The organism is Rhodococcus sp. IEGM 1318, assembly GCF_033142465.1.
GTDB classification, from domain to species: domain Bacteria; phylum Actinomycetota; class Actinomycetes; order Mycobacteriales; family Mycobacteriaceae; genus Rhodococcus_F; species Rhodococcus_F qingshengii_B.
The window spans coordinates 162158-183604 of record NZ_JAWLSC010000008.1 but is presented as its reverse complement, the minus strand read 5'-3'; the positions used below and the strand labels follow the sequence as shown (position 1 = coordinate 183604).

Annotated in this window: 23 protein-coding genes; 9 read left to right on the top strand and 14 right to left on the bottom strand. The window is 61.9% G+C overall.

Going from position 1 to position 21447, the window contains the following annotated elements:
• Window positions 1–63: 63 nt before the first annotated feature.
• The 4 genes from R4P65_RS19885 to R4P65_RS19870 all read right to left on the bottom strand — a co-directional run bounded on the left by R4P65_RS19885 (window position 64) and on the right by R4P65_RS19870 (window position 5092).
• Window positions 64–969, bottom strand: a complete 906-nt coding sequence (locus tag R4P65_RS19885; protein WP_317827842.1) for a hypothetical protein — start codon at window positions 967–969, stop codon at window positions 64–66.
• Window positions 970–1094: 125 nt separating this feature from the next.
• On the bottom strand, window positions 1095–2453 hold the full coding sequence (locus tag R4P65_RS19880) for an L-serine ammonia-lyase (RefSeq protein WP_317827841.1): 1359 nt from the start codon (window positions 2451–2453) through the stop codon (window positions 1095–1097).
• Window positions 2450–3664, bottom strand: coding sequence for an amidohydrolase (locus tag R4P65_RS19875; protein WP_317827840.1), 1215 nt, complete (start codon window positions 3662–3664; stop codon window positions 2450–2452). The genes R4P65_RS19880 and R4P65_RS19875 overlap by 4 nt, the downstream gene beginning before the upstream one ends.
• An 84-nt stretch (window positions 3665–3748) precedes the next feature.
• Window positions 3749–5092 (bottom strand): DUF3100 domain-containing protein, encoded by a 1344-nt coding sequence (locus R4P65_RS19870; RefSeq protein ID WP_317827839.1) that lies wholly within the window; start codon window positions 5090–5092, stop codon window positions 3749–3751.
• A gap of 136 nt (window positions 5093–5228) precedes the next feature.
• Here R4P65_RS19870 and R4P65_RS19865 point away from each other — a divergent pair, with 136 nt between their 5' ends.
• On the top strand, window positions 5229–6227 hold the full coding sequence (locus R4P65_RS19865) for an Lrp/AsnC family transcriptional regulator (RefSeq protein WP_317827838.1): 999 nt from the start codon (window positions 5229–5231) through the stop codon (window positions 6225–6227).
• A gap of 36 nt (window positions 6228–6263) precedes the next feature.
• Here R4P65_RS19865 and R4P65_RS19860 read toward each other — a convergent pair whose 3' ends face one another.
• On the bottom strand, window positions 6264–7229 hold the full coding sequence (locus tag R4P65_RS19860; RefSeq protein WP_317827837.1) for an endonuclease/exonuclease/phosphatase family protein: 966 nt from the start codon (window positions 7227–7229) through the stop codon (window positions 6264–6266).
• A 47-nt stretch (window positions 7230–7276) separates the two neighbouring features.
• Complete coding sequence (locus tag R4P65_RS19855; protein WP_317827836.1) at window positions 7277–8971, bottom strand: SulP family inorganic anion transporter; 1695 nt, start codon at window positions 8969–8971, stop codon at window positions 7277–7279.
• A 143-nt stretch (window positions 8972–9114) separates the two neighbouring features.
• On the opposite strand from R4P65_RS19855, the gene R4P65_RS19850 reads away from it, so the two are divergent.
• On the top strand, window positions 9115–9366 hold the full coding sequence (locus tag R4P65_RS19850; protein WP_317827835.1) for a three-helix bundle dimerization domain-containing protein: 252 nt from the start codon (window positions 9115–9117) through the stop codon (window positions 9364–9366).
• A 132-nt stretch (window positions 9367–9498) separates the two neighbouring features.
• Window positions 9499–9876, top strand: a complete 378-nt coding sequence (locus tag R4P65_RS19845; RefSeq protein WP_317827834.1) for an SHOCT domain-containing protein — start codon at window positions 9499–9501, stop codon at window positions 9874–9876.
• Here R4P65_RS19845 and R4P65_RS19840 read toward each other — a convergent pair.
• Together R4P65_RS19840 and R4P65_RS19835 are read right to left on the bottom strand one after the other, a co-directional pair.
• Complete coding sequence (locus R4P65_RS19840) at window positions 9854–11299, bottom strand: hypothetical protein (protein ID WP_317827833.1); 1446 nt, start codon at window positions 11297–11299, stop codon at window positions 9854–9856. The two genes, R4P65_RS19845 and R4P65_RS19840, sit on opposite strands and share 23 nt — an antisense overlap.
• A gap of 78 nt (window positions 11300–11377) precedes the next feature.
• On the bottom strand, window positions 11378–11776 hold the full coding sequence (locus tag R4P65_RS19835; protein ID WP_317827832.1) for a hypothetical protein: 399 nt from the start codon (window positions 11774–11776) through the stop codon (window positions 11378–11380).
• Window positions 11777–11938: 162 nt separating this feature from the next.
• On the opposite strand from R4P65_RS19835, the gene R4P65_RS19830 reads away from it, so the two are divergent.
• Window positions 11939–12532: a GNAT family protein gene (locus R4P65_RS19830; protein ID WP_317827831.1), complete on the top strand. Its 594-nt coding sequence runs from the start codon at window positions 11939–11941 to the stop codon at window positions 12530–12532.
• Between the two features lie 15 nt (window positions 12533–12547).
• Here the strand turns inward: R4P65_RS19830 and R4P65_RS19825 are convergent, their stop codons facing one another.
• From R4P65_RS19825 to R4P65_RS19810, 4 genes are all read right to left on the bottom strand, one after another.
• Window positions 12548–13624 carry an ABC transporter substrate-binding protein gene (locus tag R4P65_RS19825; RefSeq protein WP_317827830.1) on the bottom strand — a complete coding sequence of 359 codons (1077 nt, stop codon included), beginning with the start codon at window positions 13622–13624 and terminating at the stop codon, window positions 12548–12550.
• 142 nt (window positions 13625–13766) lie between these two features.
• A complete protein-coding gene (locus R4P65_RS19820) occupies window positions 13767–14585 on the bottom strand; it encodes an AraC family transcriptional regulator (protein WP_317827829.1) in 819 nt (272 codons plus the stop codon).
• A 55-nt stretch (window positions 14586–14640) separates the two neighbouring features.
• A complete protein-coding gene (locus tag R4P65_RS19815; protein ID WP_317827828.1) occupies window positions 14641–14967 on the bottom strand; it encodes a DMT family transporter in 327 nt (108 codons plus the stop codon).
• Window positions 14964–15314 (bottom strand): DMT family transporter, encoded by a 351-nt coding sequence (locus R4P65_RS19810; protein WP_317827827.1) that lies wholly within the window; start codon window positions 15312–15314, stop codon window positions 14964–14966. Before R4P65_RS19810 ends, R4P65_RS19815 begins: the two co-directional genes overlap by 4 nt.
• Window positions 15315–15367: 53 nt before the next feature.
• Between R4P65_RS19810 and R4P65_RS19805 the strand changes: the two genes are divergently transcribed.
• From R4P65_RS19805 to R4P65_RS19785, 5 genes are all read left to right on the top strand, one after another.
• On the top strand, window positions 15368–16087 hold the full coding sequence (locus R4P65_RS19805) for a transglutaminase domain-containing protein (protein WP_317827826.1): 720 nt from the start codon (window positions 15368–15370) through the stop codon (window positions 16085–16087).
• Between the two features lie 29 nt (window positions 16088–16116).
• Window positions 16117–16974: a type I methionyl aminopeptidase gene (gene map / locus R4P65_RS19800; RefSeq protein WP_230813004.1), complete on the top strand. Its 858-nt coding sequence runs from the start codon at window positions 16117–16119 to the stop codon at window positions 16972–16974.
• An 8-nt stretch (window positions 16975–16982) separates the two neighbouring features.
• Window positions 16983–18494 carry a cobyric acid synthase gene (locus tag R4P65_RS19795; protein WP_317827825.1) on the top strand — a complete coding sequence of 504 codons (1512 nt, stop codon included), beginning with the start codon at window positions 16983–16985 and terminating at the stop codon, window positions 18492–18494.
• An 84-nt stretch (window positions 18495–18578) separates the two neighbouring features.
• Window positions 18579–19148: an RNA polymerase sigma factor gene (locus R4P65_RS19790; protein WP_230813006.1), complete on the top strand. Its 570-nt coding sequence runs from the start codon at window positions 18579–18581 to the stop codon at window positions 19146–19148.
• A 76-nt stretch (window positions 19149–19224) separates the two neighbouring features.
• A complete protein-coding gene (locus tag R4P65_RS19785) occupies window positions 19225–20058 on the top strand; it encodes a GAF and ANTAR domain-containing protein (protein ID WP_317827824.1) in 834 nt (277 codons plus the stop codon).
• Here R4P65_RS19785 and R4P65_RS19780 read toward each other — a convergent pair.
• Window positions 20055–20480 carry a DUF6069 family protein gene (locus R4P65_RS19780; RefSeq protein WP_317827823.1) on the bottom strand — a complete coding sequence of 142 codons (426 nt, stop codon included), beginning with the start codon at window positions 20478–20480 and terminating at the stop codon, window positions 20055–20057. The genes R4P65_RS19785 and R4P65_RS19780 overlap by 4 nt on opposite strands.
• An 84-nt stretch (window positions 20481–20564) precedes the next feature.
• On the bottom strand, window positions 20565–21434 hold the full coding sequence (locus R4P65_RS19775; RefSeq protein ID WP_230813009.1) for a PhzF family phenazine biosynthesis protein: 870 nt from the start codon (window positions 21432–21434) through the stop codon (window positions 20565–20567).
• Window positions 21435–21447 lie beyond the last annotated feature (13 nt).

Genomic DNA, 21447 nt, shown 5'->3' with positions numbered 1-21447 from the left:
CCAGGTACCTCCTCAACCGGTACTGGGGGACTACGGAACCCTGGCCTGAACCCATGACTTGGGTCAGAGCCCGCCGTCGAAGAACGCCGCCAGCGCCGGTGCCGGATCTGCCGCGGTGCCCATGTTTGCTACGCCGACAACGACTAATCCCAGCGTGAACAGTGCAGCGAGAACACCGATCGACCCCGACACGAATCTCGTCCGTCTGTCGGATCGCGCAGTTTTCGCGAAGCGCACCCACAGCAGCACGGACACGCCGAGTGATACTGCTGCCGCGATCAGTGCGATCACAGCCATGGCCGCGTGATATCGAGCGAAGTCGCTGATCATCAGATCGAGCGCAGGGTTTTCCTGCCCTCTGGCGCCCGTGGACTCGGCGAGCTGATACCGAACTTGACCGAGAGTATCGGCGAGTTCCCCTTCCGTCTCGCCCACGGGCAGCATCGAGATCAGCGACGAGAAGGGTGCAACGACACCTTGGACATTTGCCATCACGAGCACCGAGGAGAACAGTGCGAGGATCGTGACCAGCCCTCCCGCCGAGACGAATGCGAGTTTCTTTCCAGCCGTCAGAGGGCCGGCGTTCACGAACGACGCCTTGAGCATCCGGCCGAGTGCGAGCAGAACCGTCAGCAGGATTACCGCGATCACGGCCTTGGCCACGTGGTACCGCAGCCAGTAGTCGACAGCGGACTCCAAGCTCGGAGAGAAGGCTTGGACACCGGAACTCCAGTATTCGACGAACGCGGCGCGGACCGTCTCGACGAGTTCCCCCTGGTCTGCGTACCCATCACCCGGCCTACTGGTCACCATGCCCGGGGCGAGAACGAAGGCAACGGAGAAACCGGCGACCAACGCGATCAACGCGACGATCTTGCGACCGGAGGACTGCGTTGATCGCGACGGCCCTGCAGTGTTGTGCCGTGAAGAATTGTGAAGTGGGATTCCTCCAGCGTGATGAGCGATCATCTGGTCACCGTCCACAAAGTCATGTCAACGAGTGTAGAAATCGGTACACCGGACTTCATCGTTCGAGAGGATGATATTTCCGGCGATGGCGTCCGCCCGCCGTCGCCGCTGCCGTCGACATCCCCTCAGCACTCGACGACATTGACTGCGAGCCCGCCCTCACTGGTTTCCTTGTAACGCACGGACATGTCGTTTCCGGTTTGTCGCATGGTCTCGATGACGGTATCGAGGCTCACCACATGTGTCCCGTCACCCAGGTATGCGAGCTCAGCTGCGGTGACCGCAGTCGAGGCAGCGACGGCATTTCGTTCGATGCACGGGATCTGGACCAGGCCACCAACCGGATCGCAGGTCAGCCCCAGATGGTGTTCCATGGCAATCTCAGCTGCATTCTCGATTTGTCGTGGCGATCCGCCCATGACAGCGCACAGACCGGCCGCCGCCATCGCACAGGCGGCTCCGACCTCACCCTGACACCCGGCTTCCGCACCCGAGATCGAAGCATTCGCCTTGATGATCGATCCAATTGCGGCCGCAGTGAGGAGAAAGGTTCGAACGTCGTGAAGGCCGGCGCCCGTCGCGCGTATGTGGTGGTAGAGCACTGCAGGCACGATGCCTGCCGCACCGTTTGTCGGAGCCGTTACCACGCGGCCACCTGCTGCGTTTTCTTCGTTGACCGCCATGGCGTAAACGGTCAGCCACTCGCGAGAGGATGGTGCGCAGTTACGTTGTTCCAGTTGAATGTTCGCAGACCGCGCTCTTCGGCGAACTCCGAGGCGCCCGGGCAATACACCTTCGGTCTGGGTGCCGCGCTCGATGCAGGCGCGCATCGCGGACCAGATCGCATCGATGCCGGCGAATGCCCGATCCTGGCCGTGTATCGCGAGTTCGTCAGACAGTGCCAGTTCGGCGATAGTTCCGGATCTGCATTCCGCCAGTAGCTCTTTCGCGTTTCGATAGCGTGAGTTGATCGAATGCGCACTTACTTGCGTCTGAGTTCCGGCGCGTAGCACGAATCCGCCACCGATCGACAGATATGTACTCGTACAGACGATTTCGTGACCCTTGAAGGCGGTCAGTGTCATCGAGTTGGGGTGCTCGTGACGGCGAACGAGCGGCTCGAACACCATGTCCTCGTGAGTGAACACAACGTGTCCGAGTGAGCCGCCGACGAGCATCACCGATCCGCCGCCCGACAGCTCAGCCCAACACCCGTGAACGTCGGTCGGCTCGCACGTTTCAGGATCCAACCCACGAAGTCCCGCGATCACCGCGTCGGGAGTGCAGTGCCCTATTCCGGTGGCGGCGAGAGAGCCGTGCAGATTGCAGCGAATTCGGTCGACCGACGCGGTCAAGCCGGCGGCGGAGACCTCGCCGACAAAAGTGCGGGCGGCTCGCATCGGACCGACCGTGTGTGAACTGGAGGGCCCGATGCCGATGGAGAAGAATTCGAGCGCGGAAACATAGACGCCGGTGGTGTTCATTCGGCGCTCGTGACGGTGGTCGCTCCTGACTCGCGCTGGGCCGCAATCGTCAGGAGGTTGGAGCGTGAGTCCCCGGTGGCGGCTCGGATCACAGTGCGCGCCATTGCAATTGCTCCGTGCAGAACAGCTTCGTCGCCCGCTGCGGAGCGGGCATCAGCGGCAAACTCGATCGTGTGAGGAACTCCGGTAACGCCGCGTAACGCGATCATCGGGTGGATCGAGGGAACCACCTTCGACACGTTGCCCATGTCTGTCGAGCCACCGGTCAGGGGAGTTCGGGCGGCCGCGGTGCGGCCCAGGCTCGCGATCTCCTCGTCCCAGATCGTCGCCAGCACGCGATGTTGTACCAGCTCCTCGTACCGAGGTTCGGCGCGTTCGGTCGACCAGGAGCAGTCGCTGGCCACAGCTGCGCCCTCGAAGCAGGCGAGCATGCGACGCTTGGCGTCCAATAGCACGTCGAGTTCTGCGGCCCGAACTTCCGCTCGCACCAACGTCGAGGCCGGAATGATGTTTGTTGCTTCGCCGCCGTGCTCGACGTAGGCGTTCAGTCTGACGTCGGACGGAAGTTGCTGGCGGAGGAGTCCGATGGCAACCAAGGCGATCGTGGCGGCGTCACCTGCGTTGATGCCCTTGTGTGGCGCAGCGGCGGCGTGTGCGGCTCTTCCGGTGTAGGTCACATCGAACCGATCGACTGCCTGCGTTCCGGTGGCGATGCAACTGACGTCCTCGCCTGCAGCGCCGTGGACCATGATCGACATCGCCGCGCCCTCCCATGCGCCATGTTCGAGCAGCAAGACTTTCCCGCCGCCATGTTCTTCGGCCGGCGTACCGAGAAGGACGACAGTCAGGCCGTGTTCCTCCGCGAGCTCTCCGAGCGCGATCGCTGCTCCCAGTCCGGCAGCGGCGATGACATTGTGTCCACACGCATGACCGATGTCGGGAAGGGCGTCGTACTCGGCGCAGACGACGACGCGGAAGGGGCCGGAGCCTCGCACAGCTTCGAATGCCGTCTCGAGGCCGTAGGCGGCGCGAGTAACCGCGAAGCCGGCTTCCTGTGCGGCGTCCGACAAGAGGGCGGACGCCCGATGCTCTTCGAATGCTAGCTCTGGGTGAGCATGGATCGTGTGGCTGACATCGATGAGGCGTGATGCCCACTTCTCGATCGTGCTCGAAACCGAGTCTGTGTGGGTGAGGGTGTCAGCGATGGACATGGGTATTGCTTCCTTTCAACATCTTTGGTTCTCTGTGTCTTCGGATCGCGGTGTCTTCGGTTCTCAGCGTCTTCGGGTGTAGTTCTAGTGCCAGAGGCCCAACGCGAACTCCGCGACGACCACGGAAAGTAGGTAAGAGGCGAGGATCGCGACGATTCCGACCGGCACGATCTTCCAGCCGATCGTCTTGAGCAAGGGCAGGTCCTTGCCGAGGCTGAGACCTGCGACAGTCAAGGTGAGGGTGCAGATCGAGAGAAAGTCGACAGTCCCGACGGTGCTCGAGACGAAATCACCGATGGGTGACCACGGCGTTGTCGCCAAGGCGCCGATGGTGATGATTGCGATCATCGCCGCGATCTTGCCGCGCGTCAGGCGGGCCACGCCGACGCCCAGGAGCAACAATCCGGTGAGGATCACGTAACCGACGATGATCGATCGAGATACGCCGCCCGCTGCGATCGAGGAGACGATGACCCCACCGACGAACAGAATCGGAACGATAGTGGTCAGCGGCACGGTGACGCTCGGCGAAACCGCTCGTGGGGCAGTGTGGGCTTTCCGTTCGCTGGTCGTCTTCGAGCGCTTGGTGAGTGCGCCGTAGATTCGATCGGCAAGGGGGAGTGCGACATACATGCCGACATACAGGCCGAGGAGGCCGGTGATGATGTTGGATGTTGCCGCTACGGCGAGTACCTGGTCGGCCATCTCGGGGTGCGCCGAAACGACGCTGGCGGCAGCGGCAGCCATCATCGAGCCGGATCCGACCCCAGCACCCATCGCCAACGCAAGGGGGTCGAAGATGTTGAAGGATGTAGCCAGCGACGCAATCAGGCTGATCAGCACGGCACCGAACAGAGTGCCGAAGACGTACATCGACAGGACACCACGGTACTGGTCGGAATCGGGACCGTAGCGTTCACTGACCATCGCGAAGGACCCCTCGCGGTCGATGGAGAAGGTTGCTCCGACGGTGGCCGGTCCCATCCGAAGGAGTACCGCCAGCGGGAGTGCGAGAGCGATAGTGCCGAACAAGTGCCCCAGTTCCTGCAGTAGCAGGGCAGGGCCCGCCTCGAACAACAGTTGGATGTTCGGGCCGATGGTGAAAGACAGTCTTGCGCAAAGCAAGAGAACAGCCAACCCCATGATTGCCGAGGCTGCGGCCTGAAGATCGAGGCCGAGAGGTTTCCACTTCTGACTCGAGACGGCACCGCCGGCAATCAGTCCCCACACCATGGGCAAGATCGTGATGGCGGCAGCGCCGACAGGAATCACTGCGGGGCCGATCAGTTGGGCGCCTGCCGCAAGCGCGAGGAGCAGAATCGCCACGATCCACAGGCGTGGCGACCTCAAGGCGAAGACGACCTTTTGCGTCGCGGTTTGATCGCTGACCGGAGAATCGTCATGCGAGACAGGGAATGCTTCGGTCATGTCGGTGTCTTTCTCGAGGGGGCGAACGAACGCAAGAAGTAAGCGTTCTCGAGGTTCAGGATTTGGTGGACTATTGATGTGATGAAGTTAGGATCGATGCGTTTCGATCCTGTTTCGGTGCAGCATTCTTTCGAAAGTGAGGTCCTCGGTGCAGGATCAGGTGCTCAAGGACGAAGATCTTCGACTGTTGAACGCACTGCAGATCAGGCCGCGAGCCTCGTGGTCCGAGCTTTCACGCGCGATCGGTTCCGACCCGGTCACCCTGACCAGGCGTTGGGAGCGTCTGCACTCGCAAGGGATAGCGTGGATCGCTGCGTACCGTGGGGGTCCCATCGTGTCGGCGACCGCACTGCTCGAGATCGAATGCGCACCGGCACAGACCTTGAGCGTGGCCGAACAGATCGCGCACGATCCCGAAGTTCTCACAGTCGATCTCACAACCGGCAATCGGGATCTACTCGTCACGCTGACCTGCACTGACCTCGATCAATTGTCCAGGTATGTCTTGGAACGAACACGATCGCTGCCGATGGTCACTGCGATGCGAACTCAGATCGTGTCCTCGGCGAATTCCGACGCACGAAACTGGCGTCTACGTGCTCTCGATGCGGAAGAAATTGCCGCGCTCGAGTCGGCCCCGGCGGCGAAGAATCGTGGGGTACGCGCCAGCGAAGAGGAACAGTCGAAGCTGTTCGACATTCTTTCTCGCGAACCACGAATTACCGTCTCTGCCCTCGCCACAGCGCTCGGAGTAACAGCGGCCCGCGCCGGGGCGCTCCTCTCGCACGAGCTGTCGACGGGGCGTCTGGTCGTCCGCACGGAGATTGCTCGGCCCTACTCCGGCTGGCCGGTTTACGCCTGGTACTTCTTACGTCTCGACGGGCGAAAGGAGGCAATTGCTCAGCGCCTTTCCCACCTGCGTGAGGCGAGGCTTGTTGCTTCTACGATCGGCAGCTACGACATCGCATTGGCGGTGTGGCTGCGCTCGATCGACGACGTGCAGCGTTTGGAAGGTTATCTCGCCGAGCAGTTTCCGGGCGTATCCGTGGTGGACCGGTCGATCGTCCTGCGTACGCCGCATCACCTACATCGAACGATCGATGTGTCGGGTCGAAGCATGCCGAAGCACGGGTGATCCCCAACGCATTCGTGCGGGTCGGGTGCTCTCCGACTACTGGGGGATCGTGACGTCGACGATCAAGCCGTAGTGATCGGAACCTTCGATCTCGATCCGATCGAGCGACTTCGCTTGTGCGCCCCGTAGAAGTACATGGTCGATGCCGACAATCGCGGGGAATTTCTTGTCCGCCGGGTAGGTGCGGACGATGCCGACTCCCAACTGGTCTGCGGCATCGGTGTAGCCGACGTCGAGGAGGTCACGGAATTGCTTGTGCGTGAAGGTCGTGTTGAAATCGCCACTGACGATGACGGTTTCCTCGGTGGCAGCAGCGTCGAGCGCGTTTCGCAAAGTGCTCAGCTCGGCAGTCCACACGTCGGGTGGGGTCACGTACGCCGGTCCGGGGTGTACCGCCAGAAGCGTGAATGGAGTAGAGAAGCCCACTGTTGCAACAAGATTCGTGGGTCCGAAGCCGTTCAGCTCTCGCGTATCCGTCAGCGGGTAGCGGCTGTAGATCCCGGCTCCGCCGCCGCCGGCCTCGTCCGGTACCAAGTAGTGATGCGAAAGCAGTTGCTCGAGCCCCTGATCTCTCAGAGAGCCTTCGAGTGATGTGGTCAGTTCCTGAACCGTCAGGACATCGACTGCCTTCTCGCGGACCGTCGCAGTCAAACTGACGGGGTCTGCCTGCCCGAAGAGAAGGTTCGCCTGCATTACACGCAGCGTCGGCCCGTCGATTTCGGAACCGTTTGCCACATACAGCGGACTGATCACCGACGCGCCCACCGCTATCGGTACCACCGAGATCGCCAGCAGGATCCAGCGCCGAAAGGCCAGGCATATCAAGGACGCGACGAAGGTGATTGCAAGCAAAATCGGGACAAAGGAGGCCACGGCGATCAACGGGTTGATCGCTGTGGTGGAGTACAACGCGATGAGCGCGACAACGCCGACGGCAATACCGCCCACGCCGGCGACCTGAGCGATACGGCGAGCCGGAACATTGTCCGTCGTGAATCCCATACCAAACGGTACCTAATGCAGCCACGACTCCCGATTGCCTGGCGTTGTCAGTCACTGGGTCGGGTGCGGAATGCGTTCACGGCCGCTTCGACGGTCGGGTAGAAGTGCGTCGAATCGAACCTGTCGCCGACGCCGAATCGGATGAGACGATCTTTGATCGGACCTTTCATCTCCGCGAACGCCAATCGAATTCCTTTGCCCTCCAGGAATGTATCCAGATCGACGAGTTCGTCGACGGCCGTTGTATCGAGTCCGGTGATCGGTTCGGCGGCAATAACCACCCAGTCGACCGGATCTGGCGCCTTGGCGACGACGGAGCGAACGTACTCGTCGAAGATCTCGCCGTTCGCGAAAAACAGTGGAGCGTCAAACCTCACCAACACCAGGCCGGGGATGCGATGCCCATCTGGATGGCGTTCGACGTCGTGGAATCCGGCGGGTTCGCCCGTCTCGACGAGTTCGGTTCGATGTGGCTGCCATACCTGCGCGATGACCGCTGCGAAGGACAGCCCGATCGCAACAAGGATGCCTTGGAGCACCCCGACCAGGGCGACTCCCAGAAACGCCGCGACGGCAAGGCTGAATTCCACAGTGCTCATGCGCCACATGCGGACCATGCCGCCTACGTCGATCAGTGCACACGCGGCGACGATGACGACGGCGGCCAGAGTTGCATCAGGCAAATATGCCGTGAGTCCAGGAGCGACGAGGACAAACACCAGGACGGCGAGTGCTCCGACGACGCCGGCCAATTGTGTGTGCGCCCCACTCTGTTCGGCTACCGGAGTTCGTGACCCGCTCGCCGAGATCGGAAACCCGCCGAACAGTCCGCCGGCCACGTTCGCGACACCGATCGCCTTCATCTCGGTACTGCCGTTCACGTCCTCGCCGTGTCGGGCGGCGAAGGTGCGCGAGAGAACGCCGGTGTCGGCGAAGGCAATCAATGCGATACCGGCGGCAGGCCCGATCAGATGGCCGACGTCCTGCCAGGTGACTCCGCCGACGGAGGGGAGGGGCAGTCCTTCCGGCAGTGCGCCGACCATGCCGATGTCATCGGTGAGACCGGCGGCAGCGGACAAGACTATGGCCGCGACAACGGCCACCAGAACGCCGGGAACAACAGGTACCCAGAGCCGGAAGGCGACTATGACAACGAGTGAACCGACGCCGATGGCGGCAGCGAGGGGGTCGACGCCGCCACCCACCAGGGCCTTTGCGATCCCGCCGATTTCACCGAGTAGACCGGACGCGTCGACGGAGAATCCGAGCAGCTTGGGAATCTGACCAACCACGACGACGAGTGCAATGGCGTTGAGGTAGCCGAGACGGATCGGTTTCGAGAGGAGTTCGGTCACGAAGCCGAGACGAAGGAATCCGCCGATCACGAGGATGAGTCCGACAAGAATGGCGAGAACACCGGCTAGTGCAAGCGCATTCTCCGAATCGCCGACTACAGCCAGCGGTATGACCGCGGCTGCAATCAGCGGTGCCAGCGACGAATCGGGTCCGAGTACAAGGATTTTCGACGGTCCGACTACCGCGTACGCGAGCAACGGCACGATGGTGGCGTACAGTCCGGCGTACGCAGGCAGCCCGGCGGCCTCGGCGTAGCCCATACCAGCGGGGATCAGAAGGGCCGTCAAGACGAGTCCGGCAGTGACATCTGTTCGCAACCACTCGCGGCGATACCCACGGGCAGTCGCGACGCCCGGTAGCCGACCTAGACTCTCCGCCCACATCATCCGTCGATTATCCCCCCGCAGTTGTCAGAAGTCTCGAACTATGCCCCATCGGTCGGCCTGGCTGCGAGAGATACCTGAATTGTGTTGTTTTCGAACCCTTTCCGAGTCTTGACGCGCTCGGCTGTACAGACGACCATTAATGAATGACTGGCGACGAAGAGTTGCTCCACGTCGAGCGGGTGATCACTCGCCTGATTTCCCGCTATCCCGCAGTTCCTCCACCGGAGATCGAAAACAGAGTGCGAACAATTCACCAGCGTTTTGTGGGCTGTCGGATCCGTGACTTCGTGCCTCTCCTCGTCGAAAAGGCGGCCAGACAAGAGATCTCGAATCGGAGAATCGTGATTCCGATAGTGGATGAACGGTCCGCAGTCCTCAACCCTCTCGAACTGTAGCCGTAGCGGACGTCGTCGGCGCATACTGAAATGACCTTGGACCAGGGAGTTCTGGCCGCATGCAGAAGTTCAGGCGCGGAACGTCAGCCTCCCGAACTCCTGATGTGTAAACCGAGTGCAGGGAGCGTTGATATGGAAGGCTTCTGGGAATTTTTCTGGTTCATCTTCGTCTGCTTTGCCTTTGTGGCGTACTTGAGCGTGTTGTTCTCGATCATCACCGACTTGTTCCGTGATCACGAGACTTCGGGCTGGGCCAAAGCGTTGTGGATGGTATTCCTGTTCGTCATTCCATTCTTGTCCGCCATGATCTACGTGGTCGTCAAGAATGACGGAATGACTCGGCGGTCGATGGAGGCCGCTCAGCAGCACATACACGCGCAGAGTGATTACATTCGAACCGTCGCCGGGAAATCTCCGACCCAGCAGATCGCCGACGCCAGAGAGCTTCTCGACTCCGGTGCGATCAACGAAGAGGAATTCCAGGCCATCAAGGCAAAGGCGCTGGCGTAGTTTTCGCATCTTCTGCGGCAGGCCTGGCGTCCTCGGTTTCGGTATCGTCAGGCCGGGCGTCCTGCGTGGCGGCGCGTGCGGGACGAACCAGCACTTCGAGAGCTACGAGTGCAACCAGCGAGATGATGACGATCCAACCCACGACCAAACCGGTGGGGTAGCGCCAGAAGAGCAGCAACAGTGCGGCGATGCCGATGATGGCGCAGCGCAGCGGAACACGAAGCTGATTGGCCCACCGCTCCACCTGATTCGGCGTACGGCCGCTTGAAGAATGCCGGACGAAGTCCAACGCCTGCCCGTAGCCTCGTCGAACGGCGATCGCCGAGGACGACCCACCGACCAGGTAGGCCCCGAGCCCTATCACCACGCCGAGGACCGCGACCGCTCGCAGGCTCGTGCGCAGTGGTACCAGAACTGTGTCGATGACGGCAGTGGCGGCGTCTGGCGAGAGGATATCGGTTGGCACACTGTCGAGGTAGATTGCGCGTCCGATGAGAATTCCGATCGCGAGAACCAGCATTCCCAACGCAATCGACAGGCCGACCAGGGACAGTGCGCGGAGCCTGCGACCGGTTGGCGCAACGGCGACAGCGGCTGCCGCGCACGCGATTCCCAACCACGGCAGCACCGCTGAGACCTTGTCGAGTGCCGAGACGGCTCGTTGTGCCTTCACCAGCTCGGGGGACTGGAAGAGAACAAATTCCTTGTCCACGGAGGGGATTTTGTCTGCGAAGGCGAAGCCGCGGTCGATCAAAGCTGTTTTGACCCTGTCGATGATCGTACTGAGCGAAATGCTGACGGTTCCGCTCTGATCGACTTCGACGGAGTTGGGGCCGTAATCTCCGGTCATGACCGAGACCAGTGCGTTGTGCGCCGATCGGTTCGCTTGAATCCACAAGTCCTCGAACTGTTGTGACCGAACGAGCGAGCCCACCGTGTCGTGAACGAAGCTCTTTGCCTGGCCGGCGATCACCGGTGCCAACCCCACCACGGCTTGATCCAGACGCGGCGCGTTGGCAGCAAGATTCGACACGTCGGTCAGTGCGGTGAGTGCGTCGGTGGTGAGCCCCTCGACGTCGACACGATCGAAGATCTCGTCGGTGATTTGATTCGTGATCTCGGCCTGAACGGCGGGATTCTCGCCCAGTGGCGCGACCGTACTGACGTAGCGGTCCGTGTCGAGTATCTGACTACGGGTGAAGCGGGTGGTCACGGACAAGACGGCAAGGAGCGCGACCAACACCAGCAGTATCGCCACGGCAGTCCACCGCAGTCCGTGTCGAGGTGGCCGGGAGACTTGCTCGACGGTCGTTTCGCGGGCGCTGGGAGTCTGCTCGCGGAGCGTTGCAACCTCTTGCCGCAACCTGGCTAGTTCGGCACGTTCGTCCTCCTGGAGTGGGCCGTCGTTCGTGCCGTTTGCCATCATGTTCCTCTCCGGAGGGAAACTGCTGCCGCACAGATGAAAACGCTGAATTCGATGGGTGGATCCGGAGTCGAGACCTCAGATCACGTCGGGATTCCATGTCGCGACAGCCCAGATGACGAATACGTCGAGCGCGATGATGGTGATCGACCACCACGGAGAGTGGGGTAGCCACAGGAAATTCGCGAGGATCGACAGCGAACAGAAGATTATCGCGCCTACCCGTGCCCACGTCGCGCCGGTGAAGAGCATGATTCCGACAGCGGTGACGAGCACGCCGAGTACGAGGTGAATCCATCCCCAGGAAGTGAGGTCGAATTGGTACGCGTATTCAGGGCCGACAACGGTCACATCGTCCTTGGATATCGCCGAGATGCCTTGGAGAATCTCGAGCACGCCGACGGTGACGAGAAGAACGGCTCCGCCCAGCGCGCTTCCTTTTGCCACACCTTGCTTCACCAGTGAATCCTCGGCCATGACCGCCCCTTGGTATCAAGTGCGAAATTGCCTGGCGTAACTCCGTATTGCGACTATTTACGGTGGTGAAGTATCCCGCCACGGGGCAAATCAAACATTGAGCGCTGGATATCCTCGCGATATTCGCTCGCCCACGAATCCGAGAGGATCTACCGTGACGGCATGGATTGGGAGGACGCAGGCATGACGCCGACGACTGCGCCGGTAACAATTCGGACGGATCGACTGGTGCTTCGTACCTACCGTTCCGGCGATCATCAGGATCTTCTCACCTTCTACGGGCGTAGCGACGTGTGCCGGTATTTGTTCAACGCACCCTGGAGCCCGGAAGATGCGCGAGAGGCAGTGCAGACCAGAATGTCTCGACGCGACCTGGCAGCGGGCGCGGTGGCTCTTGTCGTCGAATACGAGGGCCGGGTTGTCGGAAGCATGAGTGCCTGGCTAGTCGAGGAATCGGGTTGCACAGCCGAAACCGCGCACACGGCAGAAGTCGGGTGGGCATTCTCGCCCGAGTTCGGCGGCCGAGGATTCGCGACGGAAGCTGTGGCCGCTCTGTTCGACCTGGTGTTCGCAACACCCCGATTGCGCCGTGTGGTCGCGGAGATGGATGCGAGAAACGAATCCTCGGCACGACTCGCGCGGCGAATCGGGATGCGACGAGAGGCACATTTTCGGCAGAATGCGTGGATCAAGAACGAATGGACCGACACTGTGGTTTTTGCAATGCTGCGCAGTGAGTGGCATTCAAATGCCTGATCAGGGGGTGAGCTGCTACTTCGCGACCAGTTCGGTCAACTGGGGGACCAGCTCGTCAGTTGCCCATGGAACGCTCAAAACGCTGACGTACATGGTGGCGGCTGTCAGGCGATTGTCGGTGATCCACAAGTCCTTCCCGTTGGCGATAACCGGCCACCGTGCGAACAGGGTGTTGGCCAACGTGCTGTCGACTTCCGACTGATCGCTTGCCCATCCGAGATATACGTCGGTGTTTATCGTGTCGAGCTTTTCCATGCTGATGCCGAACAGGAACGAGTCGCCTGCAAAGTTCTTGGCACCGTTGACCACGTCGGGAGCGACTGTGAGCCCGAGGTTTTCGACGAACTTCACGCGCGGATCGTCCGGGCCGTAGATGGCGGTTTCGGTTTCTCCCTCGCGGATGTAGGACCCGAAGGCAAAGGTGACCCCGTTGAATTCCGGATGGCTCGCCTTCGACTCCTGGACAGTTTCCTCCACGGACTTGATCAGCGCAGCGGTCTGCGTGGGGCGACCGAGGGCCTTGCCGACATCGGTGGCCAGGTTCTGCCACGAACTCGGCTGGTACGGCTTGGTGTCGTAGGGGAGTGTCGGGGCGATCGAACTCAGGCGCTGGTAGTCCTGTTCGGAGAAACCGGAATACGGCGCAAGAATCAGATCGGGTGCGACATTGAGTATCTGTTCGAACAGGAGCTCTCCGCTGTCGGAGTAGTACGGCGCAGGCGTGGGCAGTGTCTGGCCCGACTTCTCGAGTTCCGCGCGGGTCCACGGCAGGAAGCCGTCGGCGTCGCCGGCCCACGAGTCCTTCTGCATCGCTACCGGGGTGACTCCCAGGGCGATGACGGTGTCTGCCGCTGCGGAATCGAGGGTGAGGACCCTGGTCGGTTCCTTGTCGATGACGGTTTCACCGAATGCGTGCTTGATCGTGACGGGAAACGCGCCGTCCTCGACGGCGGATGCCGACGAATTGTTTCCTTCGGTCTCGGTTGACGACTGCGTGCAGGCAGCCAGAGGCAGTGCGGCCGCCACCATCAGCGCAACGACTATTCGTCGCCTCCGCTGGGGAAGAATTCTCTGACGGGCAGATCTGAACACGCGAAACTCCTCGGGATTGATCGGGGAAGTGCTTGCACGACTCAGTGCCTCGAGCACATGAGAGCAGGCTTACCTAAGTGAATGTAGGGCGCGTCCGTGTAGCGAAGGGGCCAGCAGATGTCGACAACAGGTCAGGCTCGAGTCAGTTGACGGCGGCGAGAGCATTGCCGGGGGTGTAGCCGACCGTCTTGCGAAAAGCGGCGATGAACGAACTCGACGTCCCGTACCCGACTCGACGACTGACTGCATTCACACTCATCCCGGTCCCGAGCATTCCCAAGGCCGTACTCATGCGAACCAGGGTGCGCCACTGCGCAAAGCTCAAGGCGAGTTCCGCGGCGAAGATCCGGGTGACCGTGCGTCGGCTGAGATTGAGAACGTGCGCCCACTGATCGAGTGATCGATCGTCGGCGGGATCAGACAGAACTTTGTCGACGAGTATCCGTAGCCGAGGATCGCGGGGGATCGGCACGTCGAAATGCGGGGCCGATGCGGGAGTGAGGAGATCGACGCAGACCTGCTGTGCCCGAAGGCGTTGTTCTGCAGGCATTCCGGTATGGGCGAGGTGGATCAGCAGAACTCGCGCCGCCTCGCTCAGCGTCACGATGCACGGTTCGTTCCAGGCGGGAGTCCACAACTCGGGGGTGAAGAGGGTGGCACGGAATGCGACGTGGGGATTGGCCTGACCTTCGTGGAGGACTCCGCGAGGGATCCACAGGCCGACGCCGGGAGTGACGGTCCAGAGTTGATTGTCGATGATCATGTTGACGACGCCGCGGTCGGACCAGATGAGTTCGTGCTCGGCATGCGCGTGCTGTGGCCACTGGGTGATGTGGTCGGTCTCGACGATGTACGTCGTCAGTTGGAACGGCGCCGGGACGGCGCGCGCCATCGGAGTGTGGCGGTCGGAATCCGACAGGTGGAGGCCACCGTCGATTTCACGAAGGGCAGGGATCGGCACCGCGGACTACCTCCAGAGCAAAGTTAGGTAAACCTTACACTGAAATGTGCTGGGCTCAGTGACCCGCTCCGAGTTCGATGAGAAGCACGCCTGCGGCGATGAGACCGATCCCCACGATCATGAGTTTGGTCAGTGGTTCGTGAAAGAGAATGCGGGATGCGATTGCCGTCAGCGCCACCCCGCATGCGGTCCAGATGCCGTACGCGACGCCTATGGTGAGGCCCGCGTCGAGTGCGAGTGTGAGGAAGGCGAAAGCGGCGAGATACCCCACGGTGACAACTGCGAGCCAACGCTTGTCGCTGCCGTCCTGCGACGCCATCCTCAGCGACAGTGTTGCGGTGACCTCGGAAACAATTGCAGCGATGAGAAACACGAATGTCATGCTGGGTCCGCCGGTCCGCTGTCGGCAGCTGCCTGAGAGCCGAGTTCGACGCACAGCACTCCGCCGATGACCAGGGCAATGCCGACGCCCATCGTGGCTGTCAGAGGATCCCCGAATAGGAAAGTCGCGAACACCGCGGTCAGGACAACTCCGGTTGCGCCCCAGATTCCGTATGCAACACCGAGTCCCATGCCCTCCCGCAGGACGAACGACAACGCGGTGAATGCTGCGAGATATCCGCCGACGACCACGACGTACCAGGCGGGGTGATCGAGGGCAGCGCGCAGAGACAGAGTCGCAGACACCTCGGTCAGGATCGCGGTGATCAACAGCAGCCATTTCTTCACGGTTCGGATTCTGTCAGGCTCCACGGATTCCGGCCGCGCACTACGGTTGAGACATGACGTGCGTGCTGCTCGGCGGAATCCGCGAAGGTGACATCCGCCACGAAGTGTCCGGTGGCGATATAACCGCGACGCCGATTCTCGACTGGGGCCACGACGACGTGGCCCGCCTCTACGAGGACATTGCAGAAGGTGCGATCCAGTCGGCGCGGGAGTTCCTGGTGTCGGCGCATCGCAGCGTCGCTGGAAATATTCGGCCGGTGTACGGCCTCGACGACCGGCAACCCGTCTCGGTGACATTGAGTCGAGAGCGCGGATCCTGCAGTCAGAGACTGGCCATCGTCGAAGCCTTGGCTCGCCGCCGAGGTATCGCCACCCGAGTACGCGGTCTCGTACTACGCGGGGAATTCTGGTACCCGAGATTTCGGCGTCTACATGCGGTGATTCCGAAGTCAGTGCTGCTGGCGTGGCCGGAATTTCTGGTCGACGGACGCTGGCAGGACATCTCCGAGATCGTTTCACCTGCGGTGGTCTCAGCTGTCGAACCATTCACGAACACCGGCGAGGAAACACTGTTCGACGCGATCGGACGCGCTCCGATCAGTTGGGGCAAATCAATTTCGTGCGATTGCTTGGACTTCTCCGAATTCGTCGACCGTGATCTGGGCACCTTCGAATCTCGTGACAAGCTCTTCGAGGAATTCGGACAGACGATGTCGACCCCCATCAGAATTCTCGTCGATCCGGTTTTCCGGAACTGGAGTGCATCCGGCTGACGCGCGACGCGAGGTCTAGGCTGTTCTGCATGTCTGTGCGTACCCCATTGGTCCCTGGAACCGTCTCTCCCGTCCTCGCTGTACCCTCGAAGATCGAGCGGCCCGAGTACGCGTGGAAGCCGACCGCCAAAGAGGGCAACGAGCCCTGGGTTCAGACGCCGGAGACGATCGAGGCGATGCGCATCGCCAGCAAGATCGCTGCAGGCGCGCTGCAGGAAGCCGGCAAGGCTGTCGCTCCCGGTACCACGACCGACGAGCTCGACCGCATCGCACACGAGTTCATGCTCGACCACGGCGCATATCCGTCGACGTTGGGCTACAAGAGCTTTCCCAAGTCGTGCTGCACGTCTCTCAACGAGGTGATCTGCCACGGAATCCCCGACTCGACCGTGATCCAGGACGGCGACATCGTCAATATCGACGTCACCGCGTACATCAACGGGGTGCACGGCGACACCAATGCGACGTTCCTCGCCGGTGACGTGTCCGAAGAGAACCGCTTGCTCGTCGAGCGCACACACGAGGCAACGATGCGGGCCATCAAAGCCGTCAAGCCCGGCCGCGCGCTCAACGTGATCGGACGTGTCATCGAGTCCTACGCCCATCGGTTCGGGTACGGCGTCGTCCGTGACTTCACCGGACACGGAATCGGTGAGACCTTCCACAACGGTCTCGTGATCCTGCACTACGACGAGCCCGCGGTAGAGACGATCATCGAACCGGGCATGGTCTTCACGATCGAACCGATGATCAACCTCGGTGGTATCGACTACGAGATCTGGGAGGACGGCTGGACCGTCGTCACCAAGGACCGTAAGTGGACGGCACAGTTCGAGCACACCCTGGTGGTCACCGAGACCGGTGCAGAGATTCTCACCCTGCCTTGAGTTCGGAGATGCATGGCGCTCTGCTGGTAGCGGGCACCACGTCCGACGCGGGCAAGAGCGTTCTCGTAGCCGGACTGTGCCGCATGCTGGCGCGTCGAGGCGTCCGAGTTGCTCCGTTCAAGGCGCAGAACATGTCGAACAATTCCGTCGTCACGCTCGACGGCGGAGAGATCGGCCGTGCGCAGGCCCTTCAAGCACGGGCGTGCGGGCTCGAACCGAGTGTTCGATTCAACCCGGTGTTACTCAAGCCGGGCAGTGACCGGACGTCGCAACTTGTCGTTCGGGGCAAGGCGACGACCACGGTGGGTGCTCGCGACTACATGCAGCATCGCCAGTGGCTTCGAGGAGTCGTGGCCGAGGATCTCGAATCGCTTCGATCCGAGTTCGACGTCGTGATCTGCGAAGGCGCCGGTTCACCGGCCGAAATCAACTTACGCGCAACGGATCTTGCCAACATGGGGTTGGCAGAGGCTGCACGGATTCCGGTCATCGTCGTCGGTGACATCGATCGCGGTGGGGTCCTGGCCCATCTTTTCGGCACCGTGGCGGTGCTCTCGCCGAGCGACCAGTCGTTGATCGCCGGGTTCGTGATCAACAAATTCCGAGGCGACGTTGCCCTGTTGGAACCCGGCCTCGAGCAACTGCACAGCCTCACCGGCCGGCCGACGCTCGGCGTGATTCCCTTTGCCGACGACCTCTGGCTCGATGCCGAAGACTCGTTGGGGGTGACCGGGAATGCTCCGGTCGGCCGACCGCGTCCGCCTCTGGGGGATCGGTGGTTGAGCGTCGCCGCGATCAGGCTGCCGCGGATCTCCAATTCGACGGATGTCGAGGCCCTGGCATGTGAACCGGGCGTTGCGGTTTCGTGGATCACCGACGCGGCGCGTATTCGCGACGCGGACCTCGTGGTGATTCCAGGGAGCAAGTCCACTGTCAGTGATCTCGAGTGGTTGCGCAGTACCGGCCTGGCCGACGAGATCATCGCTCGCGCAGGTCGCGGGCAGGCAGTGCTGGGAATCTGCGGTGGCTATCAGATGCTGGGCAAGTCCATCGTCGACGACGTCGAATCGGGATCGGGTACCACGGCGGGACTCGGACTGCTGGACCTCGAGATCGAGTTCGCGCCCAACAAGGTGTTGGCGCAGGTGACCGGTACGGCAGACGGTATCTCTGTGTCCGGGTACGAGATTCATCACGGCCGGGTAGTCCGCAACGGCGACCGTCCACTGCTGGAGGGTTCCGAAGGCGCACCGGAAGGCAGCGTGCGAGGGTCTGTTCGAGGGACCCACTGGCACGGACTCCTGGAAAGTGACGACTTTCGGCGCAGACTGCTGCGGGAGATCGAGGTTACCGGTTTTGTTGTTGCCCCCGACACTTCGGTTGCCGATGTCCGAGAGCAGCAACTCGACCTCCTTGCCGACCTTGTGGAACAGCATCTCGACCAGGATCTGCTCGAGAAACTGATCAACGGCGGGGCGCCGCGTGGGCTCCCCGTCATTGCCTCCGCACTCGAAGACTGAGAGCGCTCCCGCAGTCGTCTGCGTGGACGCGGTAGAATAGCCAGGCCTCACTCCCGCGACGGCTCCCTAGTAGGAGTGTGCGCGGTGACAGATCAATTCGACGGCTTGCTGACCGACTTCAGTGACGAGGTGCTGGTCGACGCGGCAATACTCGGCGATCACGCAGCCTTCGATGTCATCGTTCGCCGACACGGCCCGCACTTGTATCGATTTGCCCGTCGACTGCTCGCGAGCGAGAGTGACGTCGACGACATCGTCCAGGAAACCTGCGTTGCCGCGTGGCGCCAACTTCCGGGGTTTCAGCGGCGCTCGAGCATCAAGACCTGGTTGTTCGCGATCTGTTCCCGCAAGATCTCGGATTTCTATCGAAAAGTCGGCTCGTGCGCCGCTGACGTGGACGAACTCAGGGAAGGAGCTGATCCCCGATTGCGCGATCCGAGCGAAGAAGTTTGTGGCACAGCATTTCTCGACGCCTTGGAATCCGAACTCGATCGCCTGCCCCTGCACCAGCGCGCCGCCTGGGTCCTGCGGGAAGTCGAGGGGATGACGTATCCGCAGATTGCGATTGTCCTGGAACTGAGCCCGGACGCGGTTCGCGGCCAACACACTCGGGCGAGAAGAAATCTCGGCGCCGCACTCCACCGATGGCGATGACAGCTCGCCGGTGTGCCGGGTTTTGTCGCCGAACTCACTCTCCTTCCTGCCCTCGAAACTGGAAGAATGCTTCGTCGTGGATACCGCTTTCGACCCCAGAGGCTTCGACCCGAGAACCGAGGATTCGGTCCCGTCAGTGATGCCGGACGACGCGACGGCAGCCGGCGCTGACGTCGCCGTCGAGGCTGCGGAAACTCGACTGACCGCAAGCGCGGTCCGGGAGTTGCTGGCAGCGCTCGGGGGAAGTATCGGCGACGAGGACGAACTCGTGGTCTTGCTCCAGCGCGCCGTCGAAATCGCGAACGACGCCATCGAGGGCGCCGACAGTATCGGCGTCACCATCGATCTGGCCGGGCAGACCTACACCGCCGTTCACACCGACTCGCGGACCCTGCGCGTCGACATCGAGCAGTACGACGCAGGCGACGGACCGTGTCTGCACGCAGCTCGAACCGGTGAAACCGTTGTCGTCGATGCCGAGACCAGCGCGGAACGCTGGCCGCGGTTCGCGGCGGCGGCGAAGGACGAAGGGATCAAGTCCTTTCTCGCGGCGCCGCTCTTCACGCCGGATCAGCGTCTGGGTTCGTTCAACCTGTACGGACGCGCTCCAGCGGCCTTCGACAGCGTCGACGCGGACGTCATGGAGATTCTCACGACAACAGTCTCACGCGCGATCGGCGACTTCTCTCGCTTCAGATCTGCCAGGGCGGTGGCTGATGCCTTGCAACGCGCGCTCGAGACCCGGGCGCCGATAGAACAGGCCAAAGGCATGCTGATGGCCATCCATCGGATCGACGCCGACACCGCATTTCACATGCTGCGCAAGCAGTCTCAGACCACGAACACCAGGTTGCGCGACGTGGCAGCCGAGATCGTCGAAACGTATTCCGCGCCGCCAACCGCGGTCTAGTTCGAGGGGGACCGACGTACAGCCTCGAGCGCGACGACGACGCCCGCGGCGACAACCACGTGCATCAGCGCGAGCATGACCGTGCTGGCGGCGTCGAAGTCTGCGGCAATGGTCAGAGCGATGGTGCCGAGCGCCACGACTGCACCCACGATCTGGGCGATGCGGATGATCGGCTCCCACTTCAGTGAGATCAACATTGCGACCGACAAACCGACCAGCAGTGGCACCACCGTCAATGTGATGACCCCACCAGGCGCGACGCTCGCAGGCTTTCCCTGATCTGTCATCTCGAAGGATCCGCCCAATGCGAGGCCGATCAACCACAGGATCAGATTGACTACGAGAGCAACTACCGTGGCGCCGAGTACGGCACGTGGCTTGGTGACGTGGAGGTTGTGTGCGGTTGACGCGATTGCAGACATGGTGTTCTCCCGGCTCGATGCGATGGTCTTGTGATGGTGTGGTGATGTAGACCTTCGGACCCGGAGAAACTCATCGCCGGGCAGTTACCGCGGATCGGCGATGGGCACGGCGGTGCCCGTGACCGCGATGCCGCCGCCTGCCGGGATGTCGACCGCGAGAACACTGGGACGCCCGACGTGTCGGCCCTGCAAGATGGTGATCCGGCGAGGAGTGGCCGCCGGGTCGAGTTCGCGCAGGTAACCGCCGGTCGATGCAGCAGCAGAGCCCGTTGCCGGATCCTCGGTGATTGCTCCCACCGGAAAGAGATTGCGGGCTTCGAAAGTGGAGTCGTCCAGTGGATGCAGGATCGTCACCGTGCCGGCCCATCCCTGCGCGTCCATCAGAGTTCGCATTGCGGGTGGATCGAAGGTGAACTCGTCGAACGTCCCCTGATCACGAAGTACGACGACCGGGTGCGTGTTGCCGGCGTACGAGAGCATGGCGGGATACCGCTGGTCCAGTGCAGACGAATCGACGCCGATCAGCCCGAGCAGTGCCGTCAACACAGCATGATCGATCGGCGAGACCGACGGTTCGACGCTGGTGAAGGTCGCGGTGGATCGCCCGTCTTCGTCAGTCGCCGTGTCGATGGATACCGGTCCGATCGGTGTTTCGAAAGTGAAGGTTCCGCTGCCGTCGCGCTCGGTGAGTGCTACGGCTGTCGCGATGGTGGCATGACCGCAGAACGGTACTTCGGCGATGGGGGAGAAGTAGCGGATCCGGCTGTGGCGCGGGTTGTCTCCGAGTTCCGGTTCGATGAGAAATGCCGTCTCCGCATACCCGATTTCGGCTGCAACAGATTGTAATTCGGAGTCGTCTAGCCCACGGGCGTCGAGCAGCACGCCGGCCGGATTACCGCCGGCCGGATCCGAACTGAACGCAGTCAGCCGGAGGATGTCGCGAGAATTTGCCATGTCGACCATCTTT